Source organism: Christensenella tenuis, assembly GCF_014287795.1.
GTDB classification, from domain to species: domain Bacteria; phylum Bacillota; class Clostridia; order Christensenellales; family Christensenellaceae; genus Christensenella; species Christensenella tenuis.
This window is the reverse complement of sequence record NZ_JACOON010000002.1, coordinates 331,316-357,447: the sequence shown is the minus strand read 5'-3', so window position 1 is coordinate 357,447 and position 26,132 is coordinate 331,316. Positions and strand designations below refer to the sequence as shown.

Annotated in this window: 23 protein-coding genes; 4 read left to right on the top strand and 19 right to left on the bottom strand. The window is 51.2% G+C overall.

Features of this window, described 5'->3' with window-relative positions:
• Positions 1-27: 27 nt before the first annotated feature.
• The 11 genes from dnaX to H8S18_RS05380 all read right to left on the bottom strand — a co-directional run bounded on the left by dnaX (position 28) and on the right by H8S18_RS05380 (position 10,135).
• Positions 28-1,617 (bottom strand): DNA polymerase III subunit gamma/tau, encoded by a 1,590-nt coding sequence (gene dnaX, locus H8S18_RS05430; RefSeq protein WP_186857283.1) that lies wholly within the window; start codon positions 1,615-1,617, stop codon positions 28-30.
• A 16-nt stretch (positions 1,618-1,633) separates the two neighbouring features.
• Positions 1,634-2,356: a phosphatase gene (locus H8S18_RS05425; protein ID WP_186857282.1), complete on the bottom strand. Its 723-nt coding sequence runs from the start codon at positions 2,354-2,356 to the stop codon at positions 1,634-1,636.
• A gap of 58 nt (positions 2,357-2,414) precedes the next feature.
• A complete protein-coding gene (locus tag H8S18_RS05420) occupies positions 2,415-3,269 on the bottom strand; it encodes a DNA-3-methyladenine glycosylase family protein (protein ID WP_186857281.1) in 855 nt (284 codons plus the stop codon).
• 245 nt (positions 3,270-3,514) lie between these two features.
• Entirely contained in the window at positions 3,515-3,763 is a 249-nt protein-coding gene (rpsR, locus tag H8S18_RS05415) for a 30S ribosomal protein S18 (RefSeq protein ID WP_066688202.1), read from the bottom strand.
• Positions 3,764-3,832: 69 nt separating this feature from the next.
• A complete protein-coding gene (locus H8S18_RS05410; RefSeq protein ID WP_186857280.1) occupies positions 3,833-4,279 on the bottom strand; it encodes a single-stranded DNA-binding protein in 447 nt (148 codons plus the stop codon).
• A 63-nt stretch (positions 4,280-4,342) separates the two neighbouring features.
• On the bottom strand, positions 4,343-4,639 hold the full coding sequence (gene rpsF, locus H8S18_RS05405) for a 30S ribosomal protein S6 (RefSeq protein WP_186857279.1): 297 nt from the start codon (positions 4,637-4,639) through the stop codon (positions 4,343-4,345).
• A gap of 211 nt (positions 4,640-4,850) precedes the next feature.
• Positions 4,851-6,308: a glutamate--tRNA ligase gene (gltX, locus tag H8S18_RS05400; protein WP_186857278.1), complete on the bottom strand. Its 1,458-nt coding sequence runs from the start codon at positions 6,306-6,308 to the stop codon at positions 4,851-4,853.
• 154 nt (positions 6,309-6,462) lie between these two features.
• Positions 6,463-8,106, bottom strand: coding sequence for a glutamine--tRNA ligase/YqeY domain fusion protein (locus tag H8S18_RS05395; protein ID WP_186857277.1), 1,644 nt, complete (start codon positions 8,104-8,106; stop codon positions 6,463-6,465).
• Between the two features lie 37 nt (positions 8,107-8,143).
• A complete protein-coding gene (locus H8S18_RS05390; protein ID WP_186857276.1) occupies positions 8,144-8,722 on the bottom strand; it encodes an FGGY family carbohydrate kinase in 579 nt (192 codons plus the stop codon).
• Positions 8,723-8,798: 76 nt separating this feature from the next.
• Positions 8,799-9,272 (bottom strand): 23S rRNA (pseudouridine(1915)-N(3))-methyltransferase RlmH, encoded by a 474-nt coding sequence (rlmH, locus tag H8S18_RS05385; RefSeq protein WP_186857404.1) that lies wholly within the window; start codon positions 9,270-9,272, stop codon positions 8,799-8,801.
• 32 nt (positions 9,273-9,304) lie between these two features.
• A complete protein-coding gene (locus H8S18_RS05380; RefSeq protein WP_186857275.1) occupies positions 9,305-10,135 on the bottom strand; it encodes an MBL fold metallo-hydrolase in 831 nt (276 codons plus the stop codon).
• A gap of 112 nt (positions 10,136-10,247) precedes the next feature.
• Between H8S18_RS05380 and H8S18_RS05375 the strand changes: the two genes are divergently transcribed.
• From H8S18_RS05375 to H8S18_RS05360, 4 genes are all read left to right on the top strand, one after another.
• Entirely contained in the window at positions 10,248-10,802 is a 555-nt protein-coding gene (locus H8S18_RS05375; RefSeq protein ID WP_186857274.1) for a TetR/AcrR family transcriptional regulator, read from the top strand.
• A gap of 239 nt (positions 10,803-11,041) precedes the next feature.
• Positions 11,042-13,456 (top strand): YhgE/Pip domain-containing protein, encoded by a 2,415-nt coding sequence (locus H8S18_RS05370; RefSeq protein ID WP_186857273.1) that lies wholly within the window; start codon positions 11,042-11,044, stop codon positions 13,454-13,456.
• Between the two features lie 334 nt (positions 13,457-13,790).
• Positions 13,791-14,843 (top strand): inorganic phosphate transporter, encoded by a 1,053-nt coding sequence (locus tag H8S18_RS05365; protein WP_186857272.1) that lies wholly within the window; start codon positions 13,791-13,793, stop codon positions 14,841-14,843.
• A 41-nt stretch (positions 14,844-14,884) separates the two neighbouring features.
• Positions 14,885-15,508: a DUF47 domain-containing protein gene (locus H8S18_RS05360; RefSeq protein ID WP_186857271.1), complete on the top strand. Its 624-nt coding sequence runs from the start codon at positions 14,885-14,887 to the stop codon at positions 15,506-15,508.
• Positions 15,509-15,588: 80 nt separating this feature from the next.
• Here H8S18_RS05360 and H8S18_RS05355 read toward each other — a convergent pair whose 3' ends face one another.
• From H8S18_RS05355 to fabF, 8 genes are all read right to left on the bottom strand, one after another.
• On the bottom strand, positions 15,589-17,409 hold the full coding sequence (locus H8S18_RS05355) for a carboxypeptidase regulatory-like domain-containing protein (RefSeq protein ID WP_186857270.1): 1,821 nt from the start codon (positions 17,407-17,409) through the stop codon (positions 15,589-15,591).
• A 494-nt stretch (positions 17,410-17,903) separates the two neighbouring features.
• The gene (locus tag H8S18_RS05350; protein WP_186857269.1) at positions 17,904-20,093 is read right to left on the bottom strand and encodes a DUF4214 domain-containing protein; all 2,190 of its coding nucleotides are present in this window, start codon (positions 20,091-20,093) and stop codon (positions 17,904-17,906) included.
• A 469-nt stretch (positions 20,094-20,562) separates the two neighbouring features.
• Entirely contained in the window at positions 20,563-21,381 is an 819-nt protein-coding gene (accA, locus tag H8S18_RS05345) for an acetyl-CoA carboxylase carboxyl transferase subunit alpha (protein WP_186857268.1), read from the bottom strand.
• Positions 21,378-22,292 (bottom strand): acetyl-CoA carboxylase, carboxyltransferase subunit beta, encoded by a 915-nt coding sequence (gene accD / locus H8S18_RS05340; protein ID WP_186857267.1) that lies wholly within the window; start codon positions 22,290-22,292, stop codon positions 21,378-21,380. Before accD ends, accA begins: the two co-directional genes overlap by 4 nt.
• A 3-nt stretch (positions 22,293-22,295) precedes the next feature.
• Complete coding sequence (gene accC / locus H8S18_RS05335; protein WP_186857266.1) at positions 22,296-23,645, bottom strand: acetyl-CoA carboxylase biotin carboxylase subunit; 1,350 nt, start codon at positions 23,643-23,645, stop codon at positions 22,296-22,298.
• 135 nt (positions 23,646-23,780) lie between these two features.
• Positions 23,781-24,215, bottom strand: coding sequence for a 3-hydroxyacyl-ACP dehydratase FabZ (fabZ, locus tag H8S18_RS05330; RefSeq protein ID WP_186857265.1), 435 nt, complete (start codon positions 24,213-24,215; stop codon positions 23,781-23,783).
• A gap of 44 nt (positions 24,216-24,259) precedes the next feature.
• Positions 24,260-24,730: an acetyl-CoA carboxylase biotin carboxyl carrier protein gene (accB, locus tag H8S18_RS05325; RefSeq protein ID WP_186857264.1), complete on the bottom strand. Its 471-nt coding sequence runs from the start codon at positions 24,728-24,730 to the stop codon at positions 24,260-24,262.
• Between the two features lie 23 nt (positions 24,731-24,753).
• On the bottom strand, positions 24,754-25,998 hold the full coding sequence (gene fabF / locus H8S18_RS05320) for a beta-ketoacyl-ACP synthase II (RefSeq protein WP_186857263.1): 1,245 nt from the start codon (positions 25,996-25,998) through the stop codon (positions 24,754-24,756).
• Positions 25,999-26,132: the final 134 nt, after the last annotated feature.

Genomic DNA, 26,132 nt, shown 5'->3' with positions numbered 1-26,132 from the left:
ATCCTCCAAATTATTTTCGTTTGATCTTTATTTTATCACAACTTTGTCTTTTCCAAAAAGGTCAAAGAGCTGTTGTTCCATGCTTTTTTCCTCTTTTTGTTCATACTGTGTTTCGAGTACCATGGTGTGCCCAAAAATTTCCGCGGTAATTTCATTCATTTGCGCAAGGTATTCTTCCTTACACAGCATATCGACAAGCACGCTGTCCGCCGCGTCCGCAATGAATTTAAGCAAATTTCCCTTTGCGCTGATTTCCCGGATTGCGGCCGCAGCCGGCGCGAGCACGGGAAGCTCATGTTCGATTTTCGCCCGCAGCTGCTTCAGCGCTTCTCCCGCTTCGGGCAGCGGCTCCTGCTCCTTTGCGCGCTGCGTCTTCCCGTCTTCCTCCTGTTGCTCCAGCTCTTCAATCGCGCTCCCTTTCAATTCCTGTGTGCCGGGAATTTCGGCCTGTACAGGCACCTCCTTAGGGGAAGCGGCAGGAGGCTGCTCCGCAGCTGCCGCTGCAAGTTGACCGGAAGCAAGATTCGCCGCCAATTTTTCGACCCGCGCCTCAAGTTTTTTCAAACGCAGTTCCATATCTTCCGTATCCGCATCCGTCGTGTTGATTGCCGCGCGCGCAACCGCGGCAATCAGTACCGCATCGGGAGTCGCCGCATACCGCAGAATGTTTTGGTTATAGATAAACACTTCCAGTACACGCAAAAGATTGGCACATTTATATGCATCGGCAGCTTCTTTCGCAAGCTGTCCTGATAGCTCAACGATGATATCCCGCAGGATATTGTGGGGCTCGATTCCATCCCGCAGCATGCCATGAAGAAGCTGAAGCGCCTGGGAGGGATTCTCGTCAAGTACGGCTTCGCACAAGGCCCGTGTGCGCTCTGCATCCGCAATACCCATAGCTTCATTCACATGATCCAGGGTAAGCGCATCCTGCCCTGCGATACACTGGTCCATGACGGAAAGTGCATCCCGCATCGCACCTTCGGCGGATTGCGCGATCATGGTAAGCGCTTCTTCTTCATACGCAATACCTGTTTTTTCCGCAACCTCACGCAGGCGCCCTATGATATCCTCCTCTGTGATCCGCTTAAAATCATAGCGCTGGCAGCGTGAGAGGATTGTCGCGGGCAATTTACGGATTTCTGTAGTCGCAAGGATAAACACCGCATGTGCGGGCGGCTCCTCGAGCGTTTTCAAAAGCGCATTGAACGCGCCGGGCGAAAGCATATGCACTTCGTCAATAATATAGACTTTATATTTTCCAAGCGCAGGCAGGAGCGAGACCTTTTCGCGGATATCGCGCACGTTGTCTACACTGTTGTTGGATGCCGCGTCAATCTCTACGATATCTACAAACGCATCGTTTGCGACTCCTGTGCAGACCTCGCATTTGCCGCATGGGTTTCCGTCCTGCGGGGCGAGGCAGTTCATTGCATTCGCAAGAATTTTGGCCGTACTCGTTTTCCCCGTTCCCCGCGGGCCGTAGAAAAGATAGGCATGCGAAAGCTGGCCGGTCATCACCTGCTTTTTTAAAATATCCGTAATATGCTGCTGCCCATAAACTTCGTCAAAGGTTTTGGGACGAAATACCCGGTATAAGGTCTTATATGCCATAATTTAAAAGTTCTCCTTACTGTTTCACTCTTTGTTCGCGTTCCCGCAGGTATTCCTCAAACGCAACGAGGCTGCGGCTGACAATCAATTCCTCCGGAAACCGTTCCGCCTCAAGCGCGCGGACCGCATCCTCAAAATTCCCAACATTATAGCAAGCATGCGCGTCGGAAGATACGGTAATGCGCACATCCTTTTGTTTGCACAGGCGGATAAACTGCGGGCAGGTTTTGTCGCTGCCCTTCCGGTGGCTGAATGAATGGCTGTTGATTTCAATCAGTTTATTATATTTCTTCGCCGCATCCACGACTTCTTCGATGTTGACGGGATAGTGCGGGTTGCCCGGATGTCCTACTACATCGATATAGTTGTTTTTAAGCGCTCCTACAAGGGCGGCGGTATTTTTTTCCACCGTATTTTGCGGGATCGCAATATCATGCATGGAAGCAATCAGGAATTCCGTTTGCCTCACATACTTTTCCGGCAGGTCGATATGCCCGTCGTTATCTATAATGTTAAGTTCACAGCCGCGAATCATCCGTACCCCTTCCAGAATGTCCGGCACGCCTTTGAGCACGCTGATAATAAAATCCGGCGCACCGCCTTCGATTCCGGGGCCGTGGTCCGTACAGCAAAAGGCTTCCAAGCCTTTGCTGGCAGCAAAAAGCGCATTTTCACGCAAAGTCGAGTACGCGTGGCCGCTTGCCACCGTATGCGTATGGGTATCCACGAGAAGCTTCATCAGTTACCTCCAAATTTTTTAAAATATATCATCCGTCCGGGGACGGTATCAAACAACCTCATTTTTTGCCGTTTTCCCGCTGCCGGAAAAACAGATATTGCTGCGCGATGCCCGCGTACGGCCCAAAACGTTCCCGCGCAAATTCATAAATCTGTTTGTCGTTTCCCGAAAAGCCGTAATGCTCGTTCATGACACGCTTTACCCACACGTCGGTCGGAAACGCATCGTAAAAACCGAGAGAGAAAAGAAGAACGCAGTCTGCCACTTTCGGCCCCACGCCGGGCAGTTCCTGCAATTTCTTTTTTGCCGCCGCATACTCCATATGGCGCAAAGCATCAAGCGGGAAACCCTCCGCCACCATATGCGCGGCCCCCTTGATATAGGGCGCACGATACCCGCTGCCACATCCGGCAAGATCCGTTTCGGAAAGTTTGGACAGCGATGCAGGTTCCGGGAACCGGTACCATGTTTTTCCTTCAAACGAAAACGGCTCGCCGCACAATTCGCAGATTTGCCCAAGAATACCGCGAATCCGTTTTATGTTATTATTCGCCGACACGATGAATGAAATCAACGTTTCGAAAGGCTGCTGGTTTAGAACCCGCAGGCCGCATCCATATAGGAGTCCCTGCTTTAGGGCTTCATCTTCACAGCCGGCAAACAGCGCCGCATAGTCACGCTCCAGATCAAAATAGTGTTTCCATACCGTTTCAAAATCCTGCGGGGCGGAGGGATAAAGCCGTGCCCCCGTCCTGGTTTTCTCTACGCGCAGATACCGCCCGTACGCGACGCCTTCATAGGCGTTTTCCCCGCAGGGAAAAAAGCGGAACGACTGCCCGTTTTCAAAGATATGCCGCGGCTCGAAACACCCTGTCTGCACCAGTGCAGCACCATTTTCGTACGTTACATCCATGGTTTATAGTATACCATAAACGGACGGCGATTACAGCAAATTGATTTGCTGCGACGTATAAAATACGCTGCGCGGGGTGCGGCAGGCAAAACAGGCTCCTTCACCCCGTACAGGACAACAAAGGCCGTTCCGCGCAAACAGCGGATGCATCACCCGCCGGATGGAAAGGAGGTAAAAAAAAGAACATACCCAAATGGATATGTCCTCTTAACTTTTTCTTGACAAAATACCGCTTTGCAGGCAAATTAGTCTGAAACGTAGGGCAGCAGCGCCATAACCCTTGCCCGTTTGATGGCAACGGCAAGCTCGCGCTGGTGCTTCGCGCATGTGCCGGAAGCACGCCTCGGCATGATTTTGCCGCGCTCTGTCAGGTATTTTCTTAATTTTACAACGTCTTTATAATCGATAAATTCCGATTTGTCCGCACAAAAAGCACATACTTTTCTTCTCGGGCGTCTTGCGCGCATCGGTCTTCTCGCTCTTTCTTCGCTCATTTGAGACATCTCCTTTACTCAAAATAGTCTTTGCCAAGCATATTGCGTGGCATGCGGATGACCCCACAATCAGAAAGGCAGCTCCGCATCGTCGAGCGGCTGGAAATCCGATAATTCTTCAGCAAACAGGTCGTCTGCATTTTGTTGCGGCTGTGCCTGCTGTACGGGTGCGTCGCCACGCGCCGCGCCCGGATTTTGGGCTTTGCTCGTCACAAATTCCGCTTCATCCACGACCACTTCCGTTACATAACGGCGAACGCCGTTCTGATCATCGTAAGTGCGCGTCTGTATCGTGCCTACTACGCCGATTCTCGAGCCCTTTGTAAAATATTTTGCAATGAATTCCGCCGTCGAACGCCACGCAACGCAGTTGATGAAATCTGCCTGCTGCGTTCCGTCCTGCGATTTATAGCGGCGCGTAACCGCAACCGTAAAGCTCGTGACGGAAACGCCCGAAGGCGTTGTGCGCTGTTCCGGATCCCTTGTTAAATTGCCAACCAGAATCGCTTTATTCATTTTGGAACCATCCTTTGTTTGATCGTTTCAGGGCAGGATATAACCCGCCCGTGCAGCTTGGATTTACGCCTTTTGATCTTCAAGATTGATCACGATATAGCGCAACACATCATCGGCGATCTTGTAATTTCTTTCAAGCTCTGCCGGGAGTGTCGGATCCGCTTCAAACGTCATAAGTACATAGTAACCGTCGTTGATATACTGGATTGGATATGCAAGACGCTTTTTGCCCCACTCGTCGATTTTTTCCACTTTACCGCCGCTTTTCTCGACGATATCGGAAAAACGTTTTACGAGCGCGTCTTTTTTCTCCTCTTCCATATCCGGTTTCAAAATGTACATGGATTCGTACTTTATCATCCGTAATTCACCTCCTTCTGGACTAATGGCCCTGCTTTTTGCCCGCAGAGCAAGGACGTTACATCAAGATATTATATCTTAATGGATAGGGAAAAGTCAAGTGAACTTCTGCGGTATCTTGTGCCTGCAATATTTTTCCATCCACGAAATAAAATATTGAACTTAAAAGAGCCGCGCACAGCGGCTCTTCCATATTCGTCCGGTTGTCCGGTTAGTCCAGCCCGGCCTTCAGTTTGGCGATGCCCGCTTCGATACGCGTGAGCGTCTCGTGTTTGCCGAGCAGATAAGCAATTTCAATCGCTCCGCCCGGGGTGACGGGCGTGCCCGACACTGCGACGCGCAACGGATACAAAAGCTGTCCGTTTTTCACGCCCAATTTTTCCACAAGTTCCATCATGGAGTCGTGGATCATAGTTTCCGTGAAATCCGGTAGATCACGCAGCACAGGATACGCCGCTTCGAGGTATACAAGCGCGCTTTCCGGCGTGACTTTCATTTTTTTATGGTTGTAAAGGCCGATATCGTAATCAGGCAGCGCGGAAAGGAAGCGGAGCTTATCCGGTATTTCCGTCATCACTTCAAGGCGCGGCTGGATGAGCCGCGTGATGAGCGGCAGGTCGAATTTGTCCGGATCGATCGCCTGCTCAAAATACGGCATTGCCATTTCAATGAACTGTTCTTCCGAAAGGGCGCGGATATATTCCGCATTCATCCATTTCAATTTTTCCACATCAAAGATTGCCGGGCTCTTACTGATGCCAGATACGTCGAACGCCTCCACAAGCCCGGGAAGTGTGAATATTTCCTGGTTATCCGAAGGGCTCCAGCCGAGAAGCGCGATGTAGTTGAGGATCGCGCCCGAAAGGAAGCCCTTCTCTACAAAGTCTTCGTAGGAAGCGTCGCCGTGACGCTTGGAGAGCTTCGCGTGTTTGTCCCGCATGACCGGGGGCAGGTGGATATATTCCGGTACGTCCCACTCCATCGCTTCGTAGAGCAGATTATATTTCGGTGTAGACGAAAGATATTCGATCCCGCGGATGACATGCGTGATCTTCATCAGGTGGTCATCCACCACATTTGCAAGATTGTAGGTTGGATAGCCGTCCGACTTCAGGAGGATGTTATCTTCCATATCGCTGTTCGGCACTGTGACGGTACCGTAGACCATATCGCTGTACGTCGTTTCCCCTTCCGTGGGGATATTCTGGCGGATGACATACGGCTCACCCGCGTCGAGCTTCGCCTTGATCTCCTCCGGCGTGAGAGAAAGGCAATGCTTATCGTATTTGAACTGCTCTCCTTTTGCCTCGCACTCCGCACGCAGGCCCGAAAGGCGTTCTTTGGTACAGAAGCAATAATAAGCCGCGCCGCGCCGCACAAGCTCTTCCGCATAGTTCCGGTAAATATCCTTGCGCTCGGACTGGATATAAGGACCATACTCCCCGCCCACATCCGGGCCTTCATCATAAATAAGCCCCGTATCTTTCAACGTGCGGTAGATGATCTCGCTCGCTTCGTCTACAAGGCGTTCCCTGTCTGTATCCTCGATGCGCAGGATGAATTTCCCTCCGTTCTTTTTAGCAAACAGATATGCATACAGCGCTGTCCGCAGGCCGCCGATGTGCAGGTAGCCCGTCGGGCTGGGCGCAAATCTTGTTCTTATCTCCATAATACCGTTCCTTTCGAGTTTGTTTTCCGTCTGCAGGGGTATCCGCACAATGCAGGGCGGACATTTGCCCCGGCACCCATTTATGTACAGCACGGCAGGCGTATAAAACATGCGCAGTTCAGGTATGGCTGCCGCGCACTTCACGCTGCTGCTTTTACTTCATTGTTTTGGCAAAGCTGTCTTTCAGGCTCACGATCTGGTTGAATACCAGTTTTCCATCCGATGTATCTTCCGTATCGATGCAGAAATAGCCCTGTCGCATAAACTGGAACCGGCCGCCGCCCGGCGCCGTCCTGATATGCGGTTCGATCACCGCGTTTTCCAGTACGGTCAGCGAATTTGGATTGGCGGCGCAGACGCCGTCTTCTTGTTCCGTAAACAGATAATCGTACAGGCGCACCTGTGCGTTTACCGCGGTATCACGCTCCACCCAATGCAGCGTTCCCTTTACTTTCCGTCCGCTGTTTTCGCCGCCGGACTTAGTTGTTTCATCGTAAGTGCAAATTACTTCCTCGACGCTGCCGTCAGCGCCCTTCACCACGCGCTCGCATTTGATGATATAGGCGTTCTTGAGGCGTACCTCACCGCCCACATACAGGCGGAAATATTTATTGTTGGGCTTTACCTCAAGAAAATCATCCTGCTCAATATACAAGTGTTTGGAGAACGGGACTTCATGCATCTTCCCGCTGCCCGGCAGGTCTTCCGCCGTCAGCAATTCCGTTTTTCCGTCGGGATAGTTTTCTATTGTAAGCTTAAGCGGCCGAAGCACTCCCATGACGCGGGGCGCGTGGGCGTTGAGATCTTCGCGCACACAATGCTCAAGCAGGCGCACATCTACCTCGGACACGGCTTTGGCGACACCGATCCGGTCGCAAAAGTCGCGGATTGCAGCGGGCGTATATCCCCTGCGCCGCACGCCGGAAAGCGTGGGCATGCGCGGATCGTCCCACCCGGAAACTACGCCGTCGTCCACCAGTTTTTTCAGGTAGCGTTTGCTCATGACCGTATGCGTCAAATTGAGACGCGCAAACTCGTACTGGTGCGGAACATTTTTGCATTCGCAATTTTCGACAAACCAGTCGTACAGCGGCCTATGGTCTTCAAACTCCATCGTGCATACCGAATGCGTCACACCCTCGTAAGCGTCTTCGAGCGGATGGGCAAAATCATACATCGGATAGATGACCCATTTTTCACCCGTACGGTGATGCGGCGCTTTTACAATGCGGTAAATGGCCGGGTCGCGCATATTAAGGTTTGGGGAACTCATGTCGATCTTCGCGCGCAGGACCTTTGTGCCGTCTTCAAATTCCCCCGCTTTCATGCGGCGGAACAGATCCATATTTTCTTCGGGCGTTCTCCCCCGGTATGGGCTTTCCTTCCCCGGCTCCGTAAGGGTTCCACGGTATGCGCGCATTTCCTCCGGCGTGAGGTCGTCTACATAGGCGAGCCCTTTTTCAATCAAGCGCTCTGCGCATTCGTACATGAAATCGAAATAATCTGATCCATAGACTTCATCCGCCCATTTAAAGCCCAGCCATTCAATATCCCGTTTGATGGCGTTGATATATTCCACATCTTCCTTGACGGGATTGGTATCGTCAAAACGCAGGTTGCACTTTCCGCCGAACTTTTCTGCCAACCCAAAATTCAGGCAAATGGATTTTGCGTGCCCCAGGTGCAGGTAGCCATTCGGCTCGGGCGGGAACCGCGTCACAACGCTTTTCACTTTTCCGTCTGCAAGATCCTCTTCGATAATTTCTTCAATAAAATTTTTCGACTCGTTTTCCGCCATAAATGAACCCCTTTTCCAATTCTCTTACGAACTTTTATTATAACAAGAAACAGGGCAGCGCGCAATATTGCGCGCTGCCCTGCCGGATAAATATTCCTCCTAAACGGATGCGGGGGACGTAACGCTGCCTGCATGATACCTTCCGCCTGCCTGCGCTCACAAATATTATATACGAGCGACCCGGCGCGTCTGAATAACCGGTGACGAACTGCCCGGTGAGCTTTAAGACAATATAGTCTTTAGCGCACAGCGTTTTATGGGTATTGCGATAAACTTCCAGCTCATTTTTCTTCATCCACATCAGTTTTACAACTGTATGATACACGATGGTACAGCGCACGGAAACGCGGTAGAATGCGGCTTTCCTATATTTATTGCCCGGCAGATCGGCCTCGCAGACAGAATGCGTACCCGCCCAAATAATTGACGGGCACAGCGGCTTTCCGTGCCTGTCCGCACACAGGCAGCCCGTCATTTGCCCGCTGAAGGACACTGCCGCAACGTCTTTTGGATCTATAAGCTTCAATAGCTCTGCGGATGCAGCGCATACCACACGCCACCAGTCATCCGGGTTCTGCTCCACAAAGCCATGTTTTGTATTCCGCCGTGACCGCATGGACGAGCGTTTCATCTTCCGAAAGCAAGGCTGCCTTATCCCCCCGCCGTCCCGAGGTCATGCACCAAAAAATAATTTATTTATGATAAGTCTCCCCGCGGAGAATTTTAAATGCACGGAAAACCTGTTCCAGGAGAACGATGCGAAAAAGCCTGTGTGGAAGGGTCATCCGGGAAAGGGAGAGCCGCAGGTCCGCCCGGCCCAAAACATCTGCGGAAAGCCCAAGAGAGCCGCCGATGACAAATGTAAGCGTGCTGTTTCCCCCGGACATTAAACTGCCGACCTTTTCCGCGAAGGATTCGGAGGACATTTCCTTCCCGCGTACGTCGCAGGCGATCACGTAACCTTCGCATTTCCTAAGGATTCGTTCTCCTTCCGCCGCTTTAACCGCCTGTTCAGCTTTTTCCCCTTTTACGTTTGTAAGCGGTTCGTCCGGAAGTTCTTCAATATGCAGCGTGCAAAAACGGCCGAGCATTTTAGTATACTCCGCCTGCGCCTTTTCGTAAAAATCTTCCTTTAATTTTCCCACGCATACAATTTTGATTTTAATCGAATTTTCCCCATTTCCGGGCAGCGCCTTTTTTATACAGCGGCGTAAATACCGGTAACACCTTCACGCTTTGCCATAGCAACCGCGACATGTTTGCCGATTACAACCCCATTTTGCCGCAGGAAGCTGCACACCGTTTCATAAGCAAGCTCGTAAAAATTATTTTTTTCGGAAAGATGGCCAAGCAGGATGCCGCGCACGCCCGCCGCCGCCAAACGCATCGCAGTCTGGGCTGCATCGTCATTCGACAGATGCCCGTGCGTAGAAAGGATGCGGCGTTTGAGATAATAGGGGTATGGGCCGCATTTGAGCATTTCGACATCGTGGTTGGATTCCAGCAACACGATGGAGGAGCCCGCGACTCGCGCAAGCATCTTCTCCGTGACACGCCCAAGGTCTGTCATGACGCTGACTTTTTTTCCGCCCGCCGTAAGGCTATAGCCGAAAGGACGTACCGCATCGTGCGATATTTCGTATGGCTGTACGCACAACTCTCCCACGTAAAAATCCTGTTCATCAATTACGCGGATATTTTTTGACTGTACGTCCCCAAGACGCTTTTCTATCTCGCACCACGTTTGTTCGTTCGCATAGACTGGAATATCGAATTTACGGGAAATGACGCCCACTCCCGCAATATGGTCGCTGTGTTCATGCGTAATAAGAATCCCATCAATATCCCCCATGTGGATATCGACCTTCTGGAGTTCCGCTACAATCTTCGTACAGGAGTATCCCGCGTCCACAAGGACCTTGGATTTATCCGTACCGACGTAGATGCAGTTCCCTTTCGATCCGCTGAACAGCGGGGCGATCTTCAGCTCCATATATTGTGCCTTTCTATCTATTCCAATACAAATCATTGTATACCTCTTTTTCTTTTTTTTCAATCCTATTCTTTTTTTCTTGCCATTTGCAGGCAAATGGGGTATAAAGAAATTGTACTGACTGGTCAAGTCTATTTGGGGGGATTCCATGAATAAAACAAAAGAAGCGATTTACAAAGCGTCGGTGGACGTATTTTCACAATCAGGCTATACGGGGGCGGCTATGGATGAGATTGCCGAACGTGCAAACGTTGCCAAGGGCACGCTGTATTATCATTTTAAAAGCAAGGAAGACCTGTTTTTATTTGTCATGCAGACGGGGCTTGGACATATGATCGACGACGCCAAAAAGGTAATCGGTAAGCCGCTTGCACCCATGGACAAAATTACTGAATTGTGCAAATCGCAGCTGCGCGTCGTCCGTAAAAACGAGAATTTTGTTAAAGTAATCTTAAGCCAGCTGTTCGGCCAAGAGGAACGCCAGCGCCTGTTGCGCGGCAAGCTAAATGAATACGCACAATTAATCCGCGAATGTATCGGCGAGCTGGGCGTTGAAAAACACACTGAGAAGGAAACGTCCGCCGCGGTATTCGGGTTCCTCGGGACAATGGTTTCCGCCGCCGTTTACAGCGCAATGACCGGGACGCAAAAAAAAGATATTTCCGGTTTGCTGATCCAAAATTACCTGCACGGTATTTTGTAGGGCGAGTCTCTTAAAATAAGCCGTTTATAAAGCCGATTGGCCCGGATGGCTTCCGGTGTTTACAGAAAATGCGCGGTCATGCGCATTTTTTATTTACAGATTCCTCTTAAAAGCACTCTTCTTTCACTTTTAATGTTTTCAATGTTTTATCTTTAAAAATATGTTGACAAATAGTACATACCGCAATATTATTGTACTGACTAGTCAGTTTAAAAATTATAAAGAGGAGTGTGCTTGCATTGAAATTTGCAAAAATTGCCGGAAACGATATATCGGGAATTTTCAGGAACCGGTTCATCCGTGTATCCGTTGTGGCAATCCTGATCGTGCCGATGCTGTACAGCTTATGTTACCTTGCTGCGTTCTGGAATCCGTATGGACGGCTCAAAGACCTTCCCGTTGCGGTATTGAACCTGGATGAAGGAGCAAAGATGGATGGCAGGGATGTCAATTACGGGGGGCAGGTAGTGGACGAGCTGCGGAATAATAATGAGGTAGGATGGTCGTTCATTTCGCAGGGGGATCTTGCGGACGGGCTTGAAAACACCAAATATTATTCCCTGTTTACGATTCCCGCGGATTTTTCACAAAAAATCGTTAATGCGAAGACCGGCACGCCCACCACGGCGGAAATCATTTATACCTCGAACCAGGCGAAAAATTTCCTTGCCTCGCAAATCAGCGGCAATGTGGAGACGCAGCTGAAGGAAAAAGTTTCCGCTACGGTGACAAAGGAATATGCACAGGGCGCGTTCGACGGGCTTTATGAGGCAAAGGACGGGCTTTCCCAGGCATCAGACGGCGCTTCGCGGCTTTACGGCGGGATTCTTGCGCTGAGTGGCAAACTGCCGGACCTTTCGGCAGGCGTCACACAGCTTACAAATGGTTCCGCCGCTTTGAAAAACGGTCTTGGCTTTTTAGAAGGAAATGTCCCTGCCTTAAAAAGCGGAAGTACACAGCTTGCAGACGGCCTTGTAAGCCTTCAAAGTCAGATGCCTGCCCTTGCGGACGGTGCAGCCCGGCTCGCGGACGGCGCTGAACAGGTTTCCGGAGGGATCGATACCCTTGCACAAAAAAGCGGCGAACTGGCAAGCGGAGCAGACCGGCTGTCGGCCGGTTCGCAGGAATTAGCAGACGGCCTTGAGGCCCTGAACCGTCAAATGCCCACGCTGGCCAGCGGAGCGGAAGCTGTACAAAGCGGAACAGCAACCCTGAAATCCACGGTGGATAAACTATCCGCAGGAACCGGACAAGTTTCAGACGGCCTCGATACGCTGATTGCGGCGACCTCTTCTGCCGCGGATTTCGATGCTGCAATCGATGGGATCAAGTCCCTGGCTGCGGGCGGTGCGTCCGCAGACGATATCTCCGCGGCGCTTGACCAACTGCAGTCTTCTTACCACACAAGCCTCGGCACACTGAACGGTGGGCTTGAATCCGCAAAAGGCGGTCTTGCGGACATAACCGCAGGACTCGACGGCCTGTCTTATACGCTCGATCCGGCTAATCCTACGATGCCGGACGGCTCCCCTGCCTTTGCGGCGGGTGTATCGCAGCTTACGGCAGGTACGGACGCAGCGGCCGATGCGGTCTCCAAGCTGGAAGACGGTTCCAGCGCCCTCAACGCGGGAATCAATGAATTTTCCGGCAGTATTCCTGCTCTGACGGATGGCATCGGCGAACTATCAAACGGCGCTTCTGCCCTTAAAACCGGGGCACAGCAGCTTTCCGGGAAAACGCCCGCCCTCATGGACGGCGTTTCACAGCTAAAAGATGGCAGTAAGGCGTTGGAAGCGGGTGTTGGCAAAGCGGCTGCGGGCATTGGACAGCTCTATAGCGGATCTGCAGTGCTTGCAGATGGAATGCAGATGATGGACGGCCAGATCCCCGTGCTGACGGATGGCGTTTCGCAGCTGACGGACGGAGCGCAGGAGCTTTCCGGCAAACTGGCGGACGGCGTTTCCTATATTGACGGCAATTTGGTAAATTCCAGCGAAGCCATGGGCGATTACATCAGCAAACCTGTGACAATATTAAGCCAGCCAATCAATCCTGTACCCGATTACGGCACCGGATTTGCACCGTATTTTATCCCGCTCTCCCTGTGGGTAGGCGCGATCCTGATGTTCTTCATCATTTCGCCTAAGGCTGATCCACGCTTTGCGGCGGGCAGCGCGCAGGCTGTGGCCGGCAAGTTCCTCTCGTATGCGTTTATCGGGATATTACAGGCTGTACTGGTGGGTGCAGTGGTGCTGACGCTTGGGCTTGTGCCGAACAATATTGGGATGTATTTCTTTACGATCGTAGTGATGTCGCTTGTCTCCATTGCCATTGTGCAGACGCTGATTTCCCTGCTTGGCGATGCGGGGCGATTGGTCGCCATTGTGCTGCTGATCCTGCAACTGACATCGGATGCGGGCACTTTTCCTCTCGAACTGGTACCGAATTTCTTCCGCATCCTGAACCCGTTCATGCCGTTCACGTATTGTGTCACCGCACTGCGGGAAGCGATTTCGGGAAGCGATCTTACGCTGATCTGGCAGTGCATCGGCATCCTTGCGGCCTTCCTCGGCGTATTCCTTGGGCTCTCCATTGCGTTTAAGAGCCGCGCGGAAAAACTCCAGGACAAAATGGAACAAATGCGGATCGCATAGCCACCAAAACTTCCCGGGATGTCTACGGAACATATAAGGTTTGTAGAGAGGATAAAAGGCTTCGGCCCCTTGCTGTGGCGCCGGAGCCTTTTATCTGCACTATTTTTCCGGTAGAGCACGGCAACGGAAACATCCTGCCGTTTTACGGAATTCACAGGAATTGTCCTTTCACATAGGGCGTTATCCATGGGAAATGCCGCGGTGCATTCCCCCAGATTTGTCGAAGCAAATTTAATGTAAAAATAATTTTACGCAATTTAGAATTTTTTTATGATTTGCGGGTATAGTAATTATTGTAATAGCAATCATTTTGCCCGTAGCAGAGGAAACCGATATGACAATTTCGCTTTCAGAGTTTATTTCCCAGCTTGGTTCCAATCCCGCCCTTTTGATTACCGTATTACTGACGTTGGGCGTAATTCTTGTAAATGGATGGACGGACGCACCGAATGCAATTGCAACGTGTGTTTCCACTCGCGCGTTAAAACCAAAGCCGGCCATTTTGATGGCGGCTGTTTTTAATTTTCTCGGCGTGCTGGTGATGACCATGGTGAACGCTACCGTCGCCTATACGATCTACAGTATGGTGGATTTCGGCGGGGATTCGCACGAGGCGCTGGTTGCCCTGTGCGCGGCGATGGTCGCCATTGTAACATGGGCCACCGTTGCGTGGCGGTTCGGCATCCCTACCAGTGAAAGCCACGCGCTCATCGCCGGACTTTCGGGTGCGGCGATTGCCATGCACGGAGGACTTGGAGGCATCAATGGCGCGGAATGGGTCAAAGTCTTATACGGCCTTGCGCTTTCTACCGGGCTTGGATTTGGGCTGGGATGGCTATCCGCCAAGCTCACCACCCATCTTTGCAAATATAAAGACCGGCGCCGGACCGACCGCTTCTTCCACTATGGACAGATCGGCGGAGCTGCAGCAATGTCTTTTATGCACGGCGCGCAGGATGGCCAGAAGTTCATGGGCGTATTCCTGCTCGGTATTTTCCTTGCCAGGGGGCAGGCGAATGTCACGACTTTTGAAATCCCGATCTGGTTGATGATCCTGTGTTCGGCGGTGATGGCGCTTGGAACTTCGATCGGCGGATACCGTATTATCAAAGCGGTAGGCATGGATATGGTGCACCTCAAAGGATACCAGGGATTTGACGCGGATATGTCCGCGACCGTGTGCCTTCTTGCTTCGTCCCTTACCGGGCTTCCAGTCAGCACGACGCATACCAAAACGACGGCGATTATGGGTGTGGGCGCAGCGCGGCGCGTCTCTTCCGTCAATTGGGGCGTAGTAAAAGAGATGTTTATGGCATGGATCCTAACCTTCCCCGGCTGCGGCATCATCGGCTTTTTTATGGCGCTTTTGTTCATGGCTGTATTCTGATCTATTTGAAATAATATCAAGCAAACTCCGGAGGATTTATCATGGCGAAAAAGCATTCTTTTGATTATTTTGAAGCATTCGTAAAAGCGGTGGATTCTTCCTGCGCCGCAGCATCCCTTTTGAATGAAACGCTTAGGAACTTCGACCCGGACCGGCTCGAAGAGGCAATGACGGCAATGCATGAAATAGAGCATGCCGCGGACGGCGACAAGCACCAGATGATGAAAGTGCTGATCCGTGAGTTCCTGCCGCCTATCGAGCGCGAGGATGTGACCGAGCTTACGCAAAAAATCGACGACGTTACGGACGCGCTCGAAGATGTACTGGTTAAAATTTATACATTCAACATCCGCACAATCCGCCCTGAAGCGCTGGAATTTATGGATATTATCGTTGCGTGCTGTTGTTCCCTGAAAAAAGCGATACAGGAATTCCGCAATTTCAAAAAATCGGAGCTTCTTGGGGACTGTATTATTGAAGTCAACGATCTTGAAGGCGAGGGAGATTTGCTCTATACCCGCGCGATGCGTAATTTGCATGTGCAGTCAAGCGACCCCATTGAAATTATGGTGTGGTCTAAGACCTATAATTATCTGGAAGGCTGCTGCGACGCATGCGAGGAAGTCGCGAACATACTCGAGATCATCGTTATGAAAAACAGTTGATTCCATCTGTTTTGAATCCATGGGGCTGCCTTTTCTTATCAGGGCAGCCCTTTTGTGTTCTCTTCTATTTTCGTTTGCGTTTACAACCGATTACGGTCATCGCTAGCCCCTCGGCGGCCTTTGCTGCGTTTTACCATGAATACCGCCAGCAATGCAGCCGCAGCGGCAGCAATTATCACGACGATGACAACAAGAGGGGCGATTCCCCCGCCCTGCGCATCCGCCGGCAGGGGGGCGGGGCTGGTTGTGGGCGACGGCGATGCGGTCTCCTGCGCCGGCTTTATGGCGGCAGTATCGGATACGTCCGAAATTGTGAGAGTGCCGGCTCCATCAGCTACGAGGTTCAGATAAACTTCCTTTGCGCCCTTTGCGATGCTGAGGATCAATTTGCCGTTACGGGACACGATACCCGTGGCATCCGCTTCCTGCACGGTAAACTTCACCTGGCCGATATACGTTCCATCTTCCGCCGTTGCGGTAATCTTATGGTTTCCATTTGAAAGCGCGCTGATTTCAAAGTAACCGCTGTCATCCGTTACGCCGCTGAGCATGCCATGGTTTTCCGTATTGAGGCTTTCTACCGTTGCGCCTATAGCCGGAAGGCCTTTGGCATCGACGAGATATCCGCTCATGCCCGGCTCCCCGGCAAGTTCCGCAGGCTGATCCTTTTTATCGTCATTGGCTGTTCCGCCATGTGCCATCGGCCTGGCTGATGCTTTTAGAAGGATAAGCTCCGTATTTTCATTTCCATCCGTATTGACGTCTGTGGACATATAAATATCTTGCGTCCCCTGCTGATAGGTAACAACATATACATGATCTTTTTGGCTGACTGCAGTTGTCTCTCCCTCCACAAACATTACCTTGCAGCGTCCGCGCACATCCGTATCATGGTCGTACACCTGCATGGTTTCCACCGCATCCGGATCAATATTGGAGAAATAGACCGTTCCCGTTGCATTCGCCATCCCCTGATGATGATCGCCGATACTTGCGAAATAGCCGGGAAGGGCATTTCCTTTTGCATCCATCAGGTAGAGCTTCAGGTTCACGCGCTCGGGCGGAGTGGTTGGCGCGGCAGTGGGAACTGGCGTGGGTGCTGTTGTAGGCGCAGCCGTCGGCATTGCAGTCGCGGTCGGCATGGGCGCCGTCGGGGTTGGGGCAGCCGTCGGCTGTTCAGTTGGCTGCGGCGCAGGCTCCTCTGTCGGCGCAGGTTCCTTTGTTGGCTCTATTGTCGGCTCCAGCGTGGGTGTGGGTTCCATTGTGGGGGCCGGCTCTCCCGTCGGCTCTGGCGTGGGTTCGGGCAATACGCCGTCTGCCGCGCCTGTCATCAGGATTTTTCCGTCTGCCGGGACTTGAAATACAAAATCGACTGCCATCGCTTTCTGGTTAACATTCACTTCATAGGTATACGCCTCCAGGCTTTCAGGCACAAGTGGCCCATTGGTTGCCGCAGACGCGGTTTTCCCGGTCAGCAGCGCCGCATTTTTTGAACGGGCCAGGTTAATCGGTTCGACCACATTTTCCGGCCTGCCAATGATTTCCGTTTGGTCCGCAGGATAAAGATGCACTTTTACCGCTCCGGTCAGGTTATCTTCTTTATCTTTGGTAATCAGTTGAAAATCCGAAATTGGAACAGAGGGCAGGGAAAACCTCCCGTCTTTATCCGTGACTCCATTATATACATATTCCGTATCGACATCCTCCTGCAGAAACACTTCCGTTTCCGCAAGCGGCTTGCCGCCTGTATCGGTAAAGATCATATTCATTCCAATCGCGGGAACCGAGGGAGCCTCTTTCCCGCCGCTCTCCCCGGCGGAAGTCTGTGCGAAGGCGGGCAACGCCAACACCGCTATAAGCAAAATCACGAGAGCAATACACACGTAAGTTTTCCGTTTCATCGTTATCCTCCAACAGCACCGCGTATTTGGCAGATATTTTGGTTTCTATTTTATCATAACATACGGATTTCCCCCGCTCAACTCGGGTTTTCTCCTAAGGCGCATCCTCCCGCACAAAAAGGCACGCTCTTAGAATAGAAAAGCTTAAACTGTCCGCCAACGGATAAAGAATGCTGATGAAGATCCTGCGCCCTGCAAAAAAGGTTTCCAGCCGGCGTATTATGGATCAATTTTGCCCGGCTCCCTTCCAAATGGAAAATCTTCTTCGGCCAGCCAGGCCACATGGGCCGCTCCTGTAACGGGTGCCGGCAATAGCCCTTCCCAAATTCAAAAACAGGGATGGCAGAAGGAGTTAGCTGGCCAGCGGGCCGGCACCAGATTCTGCATTCTCAAAATATTCGCACGCCTTATAAATTTTTTATCTACCTATGCGAAAAAGGGGCCGCTCCGGCAATAAGGGCAGCCCCGTTCTTTTGGCGTGATTTTTTTCTTTTTTATATACTTCCTCTTACGATCCCATACGTTGTGCAGATCTTACTGTACTCCAGCGAATTTATAAACGACGCCAGTACCTTCTGTCTGCTTATTCCTTTGCTCATTTGGTTCTGCCAGTATGCCTTGCCGCCTGCATCTGCTTTCCGTCCGAACATCGCCTCGTACATCACATCAAGATACGCGCTGCCACTCAGGTTCTTATTTGTAAACTCTTTGCTTCCTATGAAGCTGCTTGCAAGCGACGCCCCCGTCAGGCGCTTATTCAAAAGTCCCTGCGCCCAGTAATTAAGGCCGTCTGCATCGCCCTTCCGTCCCATGCATTTCATATACATTCGGTTCACAAACGCCGTTATCTGCGGATTTTTGTCACGCGCTTCATTGCTCGTATAACTTCCCGCTGCAATCCCATACTCCGCACAGATTTCCTTGAATTCCTTCGATGCTGCAAAATTTGCGAAGATATACTTCCGGCTGCACCCATCGTTTAAATAGTTCTGCCAGTACGCCTTACCTCCTGCATCCGCATTCCGTCCGAGCATCGCCTCGTACATCACATCAAGATACGCGCTGTCGCTCAGGTTCTTGTTTGTGAACTCTTTACTGAAGATGAAGTTGCCCGCCGCTGCTACGCCCGTTAATTTCTTCGCCTTGAGGCCGTCCACCCAATAGTTCAATCCAGCCGCGTCCGCTGTTCGGCCCAATGTTTTTTGATACAGGCGCTCTACAAAAGAAGTCAGCCCTGCCTCTGCTTTTATTGTAATCGTGGAATCTTCATAGGAAGCCGATATATCCATCCCGTTCCAACTCTGTTTTGACAGTTGATAGGCTACAAGATTATAAATAACATTTTTATAGCTATCCGGCATAGTATCTGTTACAGGAAGAGAAAAATTCATTTTGCCGCTTTCAATATTTTCTTTTGCCAACTCGGCGAACGGCTCTGACCATCGGGCTATTTCCCCTGTTTTTATAAAATAATTGTTTTCCAAAGCTGTTGATTCATAACCGGGCACGGAAGATTTATGATCCGAATGCACGAGTCCCATAATGCTGTCTGTTAATCCAAAATACATGTGCTCATAATAAGTTCCTTGATACGCCGCACCCATATCATCCCATGTACTGTCAACCTGGTACCAGTCCCCATCCATCTTTACAGCCGTCCAGACATGGCCATTTCCGGTAATCCGTCCTGTTGCAATGCCAACCTTATCCAGGAGCATTACATAGGCCCTATGATATGCTTCACAGGTTCCCTTCCCTCTTGCAAGAACTCCTTCTGCTGAAGAATAACTATACGAATAGTCATAATCAGCATTCTCTAAAATCCAATCATGCAGCCATACCGCTTTCTCAAAATCTGTGGTACATTCTTTCAGGCATTTTGCTGCAGTATCATCGACAATTTGTTCCACTGACGGATAGTTGGCATCCTGTATATTCAATACATACTCAAAAATGCCTGTATTCACACTTTGGTATGTCTCCATATCTATAGCGCTAAAACGAATATAGTATGTACCTGACGCCCAAAAAGTGAACTCAAACGTATTTTTTTCACTATAGATACTATTAGATCCATAACTGATGTCATAGACCGGTACCCGCTCTGAACCTTCATATACAACTAAGCTGTGAATTCGATATTTATAATTGCCGGATCCGCCTGTTGCCGTCATGGTAAATGTAACCGGCGTTCCACATTGAATTTGATCCGGATATGTAACAGAGAGGCTTAATCCCGACGCCTGCCTTGCCGCATTTTCAGAATCCTCATCAGAAGCCATACCTGAAATATTGGAGGCGTTAGCCTTGTTCACAGCTTCATTTAAACTTTCGTCAGAAGTTCCCACCGTAAAACTATTCCCATGCCCGATTTCCGCGGTTCCTTTTTCGAAATTTTCTGCCGGCTCATTCTTTTCGCTGTCTTTTTCTTCAAATTTGCCCGTATCTTCTTCAGTACCAGATTCTGTTCCATTTATTGTTCCAAAGGAGTCAGATGCAGTACCATTCTCCTTAAAATTTTCATTTTCTTCGGCGCCTGAGATTTTATATGTATCCGCAAGGCCATCTGCGATGGCAACATTTTCTTCGGCAAATGCGGTCGTAGAACCACTTATAATGCAACACGAGAATAAACAGGCTGCAAGCACAGCCGATAAAATTTTGTGGAATTTTAACATTGTCATAAAACGCCTCTCCTTTTACTGCACAAGGCTGCTTGAATTTCAGTACTTATTATTGCATATAATTGCTGTTTCGTCTACCGGAAGATGCAGCAGGAGCAGCATAATTTTACATTCGGATCTTGGCTAACGCAAATGGTTTGAGAAAATAAGAAACAGCGGTTGATCCCTTAAATCCATTGCTTTTCACATGCCTGCGTGGGTCCGGCTTTGGGGCCTTCCCCTAATTTTCCCCGCCTTTTTTTAATCTGTATCCGGAAGTATCCTCTAACAAATTTGTCTATTTATTTGAGCTTTTTTTAGATAGAACCAAAAATCGGCTAACTTCTATCCTATTAAATTTGATGCATTTTTCAGGAGGGATATTTCATCTTTTTTGAACTTCCCCGCGCAGTGAGGAGCATTCTAATGTCTGCAATTTTTTGCAGGCATGAAAAAACAGGAAGCGTGCGCTTCCTGTTTTTAAGTCCGCCTATTTTTCGACAACCGCATTCTGTCCGAAGGATCGAAGTTTTGCATAACGTTTTTCGAGCAGGTTTTCAAGCGGTTCTGCCAGCAGCTCTTTCACGCTCTGTACAAGGTATTTTTTGATTTCTCCTGCAAACGCGCCGCCATCGCCCGCCTGTGCGCCGCCTTCCGGTTCTGGGAGCACATCGTCTATGAGGCCCATTTCCCTGATCTCCGAGGCTGTCATGCGCATCAGCTCAGCCGCCTCCGCCGCACGGGACGAATCTTTCCACAGAATACTGGAAAAGCCCTCGGGTGAAAGAATGGAATAGAGCGCGTTTTCAAGCATCACGCGCTTATCTGCCACGGCCAGGGCGATCGCCCCGCCGCTTCCTCCTTCGCCGATAAACAGGCTTAATACCGGCGTTTTGAGCCGCGAAAGCTCCATCAGGTTGCGGGCAATGGATTCCGCCACACCCCGCTCTTCTGCACCGATTCCGCAGAACGCTCCCTGCGTGTCTACAATACAGACGACTGGGCGGTGGAATTTTTCCGCCTGCCGCATCAGCCGCAGGGATTTGCGGTATCCTTCCGGGTTTGAGCAGCCAAAATTACGGTTGACCTTATCGCGCAGGTCTACGCCCTTTTCCTGCCCGATGACCGTGACCGGGATTCCTTCCAGGAACCCGACTCCTCCGATGACCGCCGCGTCATCCGCAAACAGCTTATCTCCGTGCATTTCCAGAAAATCCGTAAAAATATTGTTGATGATGTATTGGGAGGTGATCCTTTTGGGATCGCGCGCTATCTGTACGATGTCCCATGCCGAACGTTTTTCACTCATTTCGCGCCGCCTCCTTTATGCAGTTTTAAAAGCTTTGTAAGCGTATCTTTCAGTTCCCCGCGCGGGACAATCATATCCACAAAACCCTTTTCGAGCTGGAATTCCGCTGTCTGGAACGTGGGGGGAAGCGTTTGCTTTACCGTCTGCTCAATCACGCGCCGTCCTGCGAAACCAATGGTCGCGTTCGGTTCAGCGAGCGTCACGTCGCCAAGCATCGCAAAGCTTGCGGTCACGCCTCCTGTAGTCGGATCGGTAATGACGGCAAAATAGGGCAGCCCCGCTTCATCGAGCTTGGCGAGCGCCGCGCTCGTCTTGCTCATTTGCATGAGGGATATGAGTCCTTCCTGCATACGCGCGCCGCCGGATACCGTGAATGCGATGAACGGCAGTTTTTCATTGACAGCCTGTTCAATGGCAAGGGTGATCTTTTCGCCGACTGCAGCGCCCATGGAGCCCATCATGAAAAAGCCGTCCATGACAGCAATGACCGCCGGTTCGCCGCCAATCCGGCATTTCCCGGTGATGACCGCTTCCTTTTCATTGGTATAACCGCGGATCTTGCGGATCTTGCTGTCATACCCCGGAAAATCCAGCGGATTTGTCCCAATCAGGTTTTCATTGCTTTCTTCAAACGTTCCCTCATCCACCGTATACATAATCCGCTGTCGGGCAGACAGGCGGAAATGGTAGTTGCAGCTTGTACACACGTTAAGGTTGGCAATGAGGTCGTCCGTATAAATCACACTGCCGCATTCCGGGCATTTTTCCCACATGCCCTCGACTTGTTCTTCATCATGTGCAACCAGCGGTTCCGGTATCTTTTCCGGTTCCTCTGCAGGCATCTGGGCCTGCTGGTTGGTACGGTATACGCGCAGGGTGATGTCCTTGCGCTTTTTAGAAAATAGACCCATCTGTTATTTTTCCTCCATGATGCGCCCGACAAGGCCCGTATCGAGCCTTCCTTCCATCACGTCCTCATTGTTCAGGAGGTCGAGCTGGAAATCCGCATTGGTTTCCACCCCGTCTACAACGAGCTCCGTCAGGGCGGCGCGCATTTTCGCCATGGCCCGCGCGCGCGTCGGCGCGTGGACGATGAGCTTTCCTATCATACTATCATAAGTCGGCGGGATTTTGTACCCCGTATACATTGCCGTATCAAAACGCACACCTGGGCCTCCCGGAAGGTGCAGCGCTTCAATAGTGCCGATGGACGGCATGAAATTTTTCATCGGGTCTTCCGCGTTGATGCGGCACTCGATCGCGTGGCCCATCAACGGGATATCCTCCTGTGTGCAGGAGAGCTTGCCCCCGTTTGCAATCAAAATCTGTTCGCGCACAATATCGATGCCCGTAATCATCTCAGTAACCGGATGCTCGACCTGCACACGCGCGTTGAGCTCCATAAAATAATAATTTCCGGAAGTTTCGTCATATAAAAATTCGATTGTGCCCGCGTTTTTATAACCGGATGCTTTTGCCGCACGCACTGCTGCCTGCCCGATTTCAGCCCGTTTCTCCGCACCGAATGCTACGCTGGGCGCTTCCTCCATAACCTTCTGGTTTCTTCTTTGCAGGGAACATTCGCGTTCATATAGATAGACCGCCCCGCCGTAATTGTCGCACAGGATCTGCACCTCAATGTGGCGCGCATCCATAATGCACTTTTCCATATACAGCGTGCCATCGCCGAACGCGCCAAGCGCTTCCTTATAGGCTGCGCTAAACGCTTCCTCAATTTCTTCTTCGCGGTCTACCTTACGGATACCGCGCCCGCCGCCGCCGCTTGCAGCTTTTATCATCACGGGATAACCGACCTTTTTTGCAATTTTTTTCGCATCCTTCGCACTCTTGAGCGCTTCGAGCGAGCCGGGAATGATCGGGACTTTTGCCTCGGTCATGATTCGCCGCGCCATCAGCTTATCTCCCATTTTTTCCATCGCTTCCGCATCCGGGCCGATAAAGACAACGTTGCTCTTGTTGCACATGCGCACGAATTTTGAATTTTCTGACAGGAAACCATAACCGGGATGGATGGCGTCCGCGCCGGATATGCTTGCAGCGGATAAGATGTTGTATGCGCTCAGATAGCTGTCTTTGGGCGCGGGCGGACCGATACACAACGCTTCATCCGCAAGCTGCGTATGGAGCGCGTTTGCGTCCGCTGTCGAATATACCGCAACGGTTTCTATCCCCATCTCGCGGCATGCGCGTATGATACGCACGGCGATCTCGCCGCGATTAGCAATTAAAACCTTGTTTATCATCGAATGTTTCTCCTTTATATACGGTGCTTGCAGGAACCGATCCAGGGCCGCTTCCAGACAATCCGGCAAAGCGGCCGCTGCCTGCATACAGCAAAGGCCACACGGAACCCTGCCGCTTGTGGTATCCGGGTCCGCTTAATCCTGCTTTACGAGCACGAACAGTATTTCACCCTCACACACCGTCTTCCCATCCACCGTCGCCCTTACCTTACCCTTACCGCCCATCGAGGACAAACGAAGGATTTCCGTTTCCAGAACAAGGTCATCGCCCGGTTTCACCATACCGCGGAACCGTACGCCGTCGATCCCGCCGAACACCGCGAGACGTCCTTTGTATTTTTCATCCTGCAAAATCGCCACCGCACCTGCTTGTGCGAGCGCTTCCGTGATGAGTACGCCAGGAAGGATCGGGTTGCCGGGAAAATGCCCCTTAAAGCAAAACAGATCTTCCCGGATATGCCACACCGCTTTGGTGCGTTTTGCCACTTCGCATTCGAGCACCTCGTCCAAAAACAAGAACGGATCGCGGTGCGGAATAATTTGTTTGATTGCTTCCTGATTTAAAACCATATAAGCTCCTTTTCGTACAAAAAGCCACTGTACTATATCAACTATTACACGTAATTATACAGCAACTGCCCGTATTCTACGCTGTCGCCGTCTTCACAGGCGACCCATGTAATCTCGCCGTCCTCGGGCATGGTAATCTCGTTCATCAGCTTCATCGCTTCCACCATACACACGATATCGCCCTTTTTGAGCTTATCGCCGATCTTTACGGCCTTCCCCTCGGAAAGGTTGTGGAAGACCCCCACAAGGGGCGAAGTGATCTCCTTACCCTTGCTTGCCGCAGGCGCCGCTTCCTCTACAGGCGCGGCGGGAGCTGCCGGAGCCTCTGCAGGCGCTGCCACCGGGGCAGAACCGATTTGCGCGGAAATCTGTGGGGGCGCCGTTACGTATACTGTTTTGGACTCGCCCGTCCCGCGTTCCATTTTTACAGCAAAATCGCCGTCTTCAAGCTCAAATTTATTGAGGCTCGTTTCATCCACGGCCTTCAGCAATTCCAGTATTGATTTTAAATCCACTGTTTTTATCTCCTATCTAACTTTTATTCCGCTTTTTTGAACAAAAGCACTGCGTTGTGCCCACCAAAACCAAGCGAATTGGAAAGCGCAACCTGAATATTTGCCTTCTTCCCCGTGTTTGGCGTACAGTCAAGATCGCACTCCGGATCGGGCACCTTATAGTTGATGGTTGGAGGGATAAAACCCTCTTCGACCGCTTTGACCGTATATACTGCTTCCATGCCGCCAACTGCCCCAAGCGCATGGCCTGTCATGGATTTTGTCGAGGAAATCGCCACCTTATACGCTTCCTCTCCGAACACGCTCTTAATTGACATTGTTTCAGTCTTATCGTTAAGTTCTGTGGATGTCCCATGCGCATTAATATAGGAAACCTCCGACGGTTTCAGATGGGCCTCGTCGAGAGCAAACTGCATTGCCTTTGCAAGCGCTGCGCCGGATGGCTCCGGGGCCGTCATATGGTACGCATCGCTCGTTGCGCCGTACCCGCCGATTTCGGCGTAAATACGGGCGCCGCGTTTCTTCGCCGCTTCATATTCTTCCAATACGATCACGCCCGCTCCTTCCGCAATAACAAAGCCGCTGCGTTCCGCATCGAACGGAATAGAGGCGCGGTCGAGCCGGTCTGTCGTCGTGACCGCATGCAGGCCGAGGAAACCCGAGATCGCCAGCATCTTGATGGGCGATTCGCTTCCGCCCGCAAGCATCGCATCCATGTAACCATCCCGGATCAGCCTGTATGCATCGCCGATAGAATGGGTTCCCGACGCGCAGGCTGTTGTGATCGTCGTATTATATCCATGCAGTTTATGCTTAATGGCAAGCTGCCCGGATGCCATATTGCCGATCATCATGGGGATGAGAAGCGGGTTGACACGCTTAAAGCCCTTTTCGTTGAGCTTGGTCACTTCCTTTTCCATTGTGTCGAGGCCGCCGATCCCGCTGCCAACCAAAACGCCGAAGCGGTAGGGATCGTAGGGAATTTCTTTTCCAATTTCAAAACCCGCATCCGCCATAGCCTGATCACCCGCGATCACACCAAACTGCGCATACTCATCGAGGCGGCGCGCCTCTTTCTTTTCCAAATGGTCGAGCACATCGAGGTTTTTCAACTCGCCCGCAAAATGAACGGGCAGGCCTTCCGCTCCCGCTTTGGTGAGCGGCCCGATGCCGTTTACGCCGTTTTTCGTATTTTCCCATGCCTCTTTGACCGAATTCCCATTCGGGGAAAGGATGCCGAGGCCCGTTACAACTACCCGTCTTGCCATAAAAGGTTCCCTTTCAAGTCTATTGTTTCACAAACGCGGCTTATCAAGCAAAAGTGCCGCCTCTATCTGAGCGTATTCGGGACGATGCGTGAAAAACCATCCCTCGTGTGACGCAGAATGCGTGGCTGAAGTTT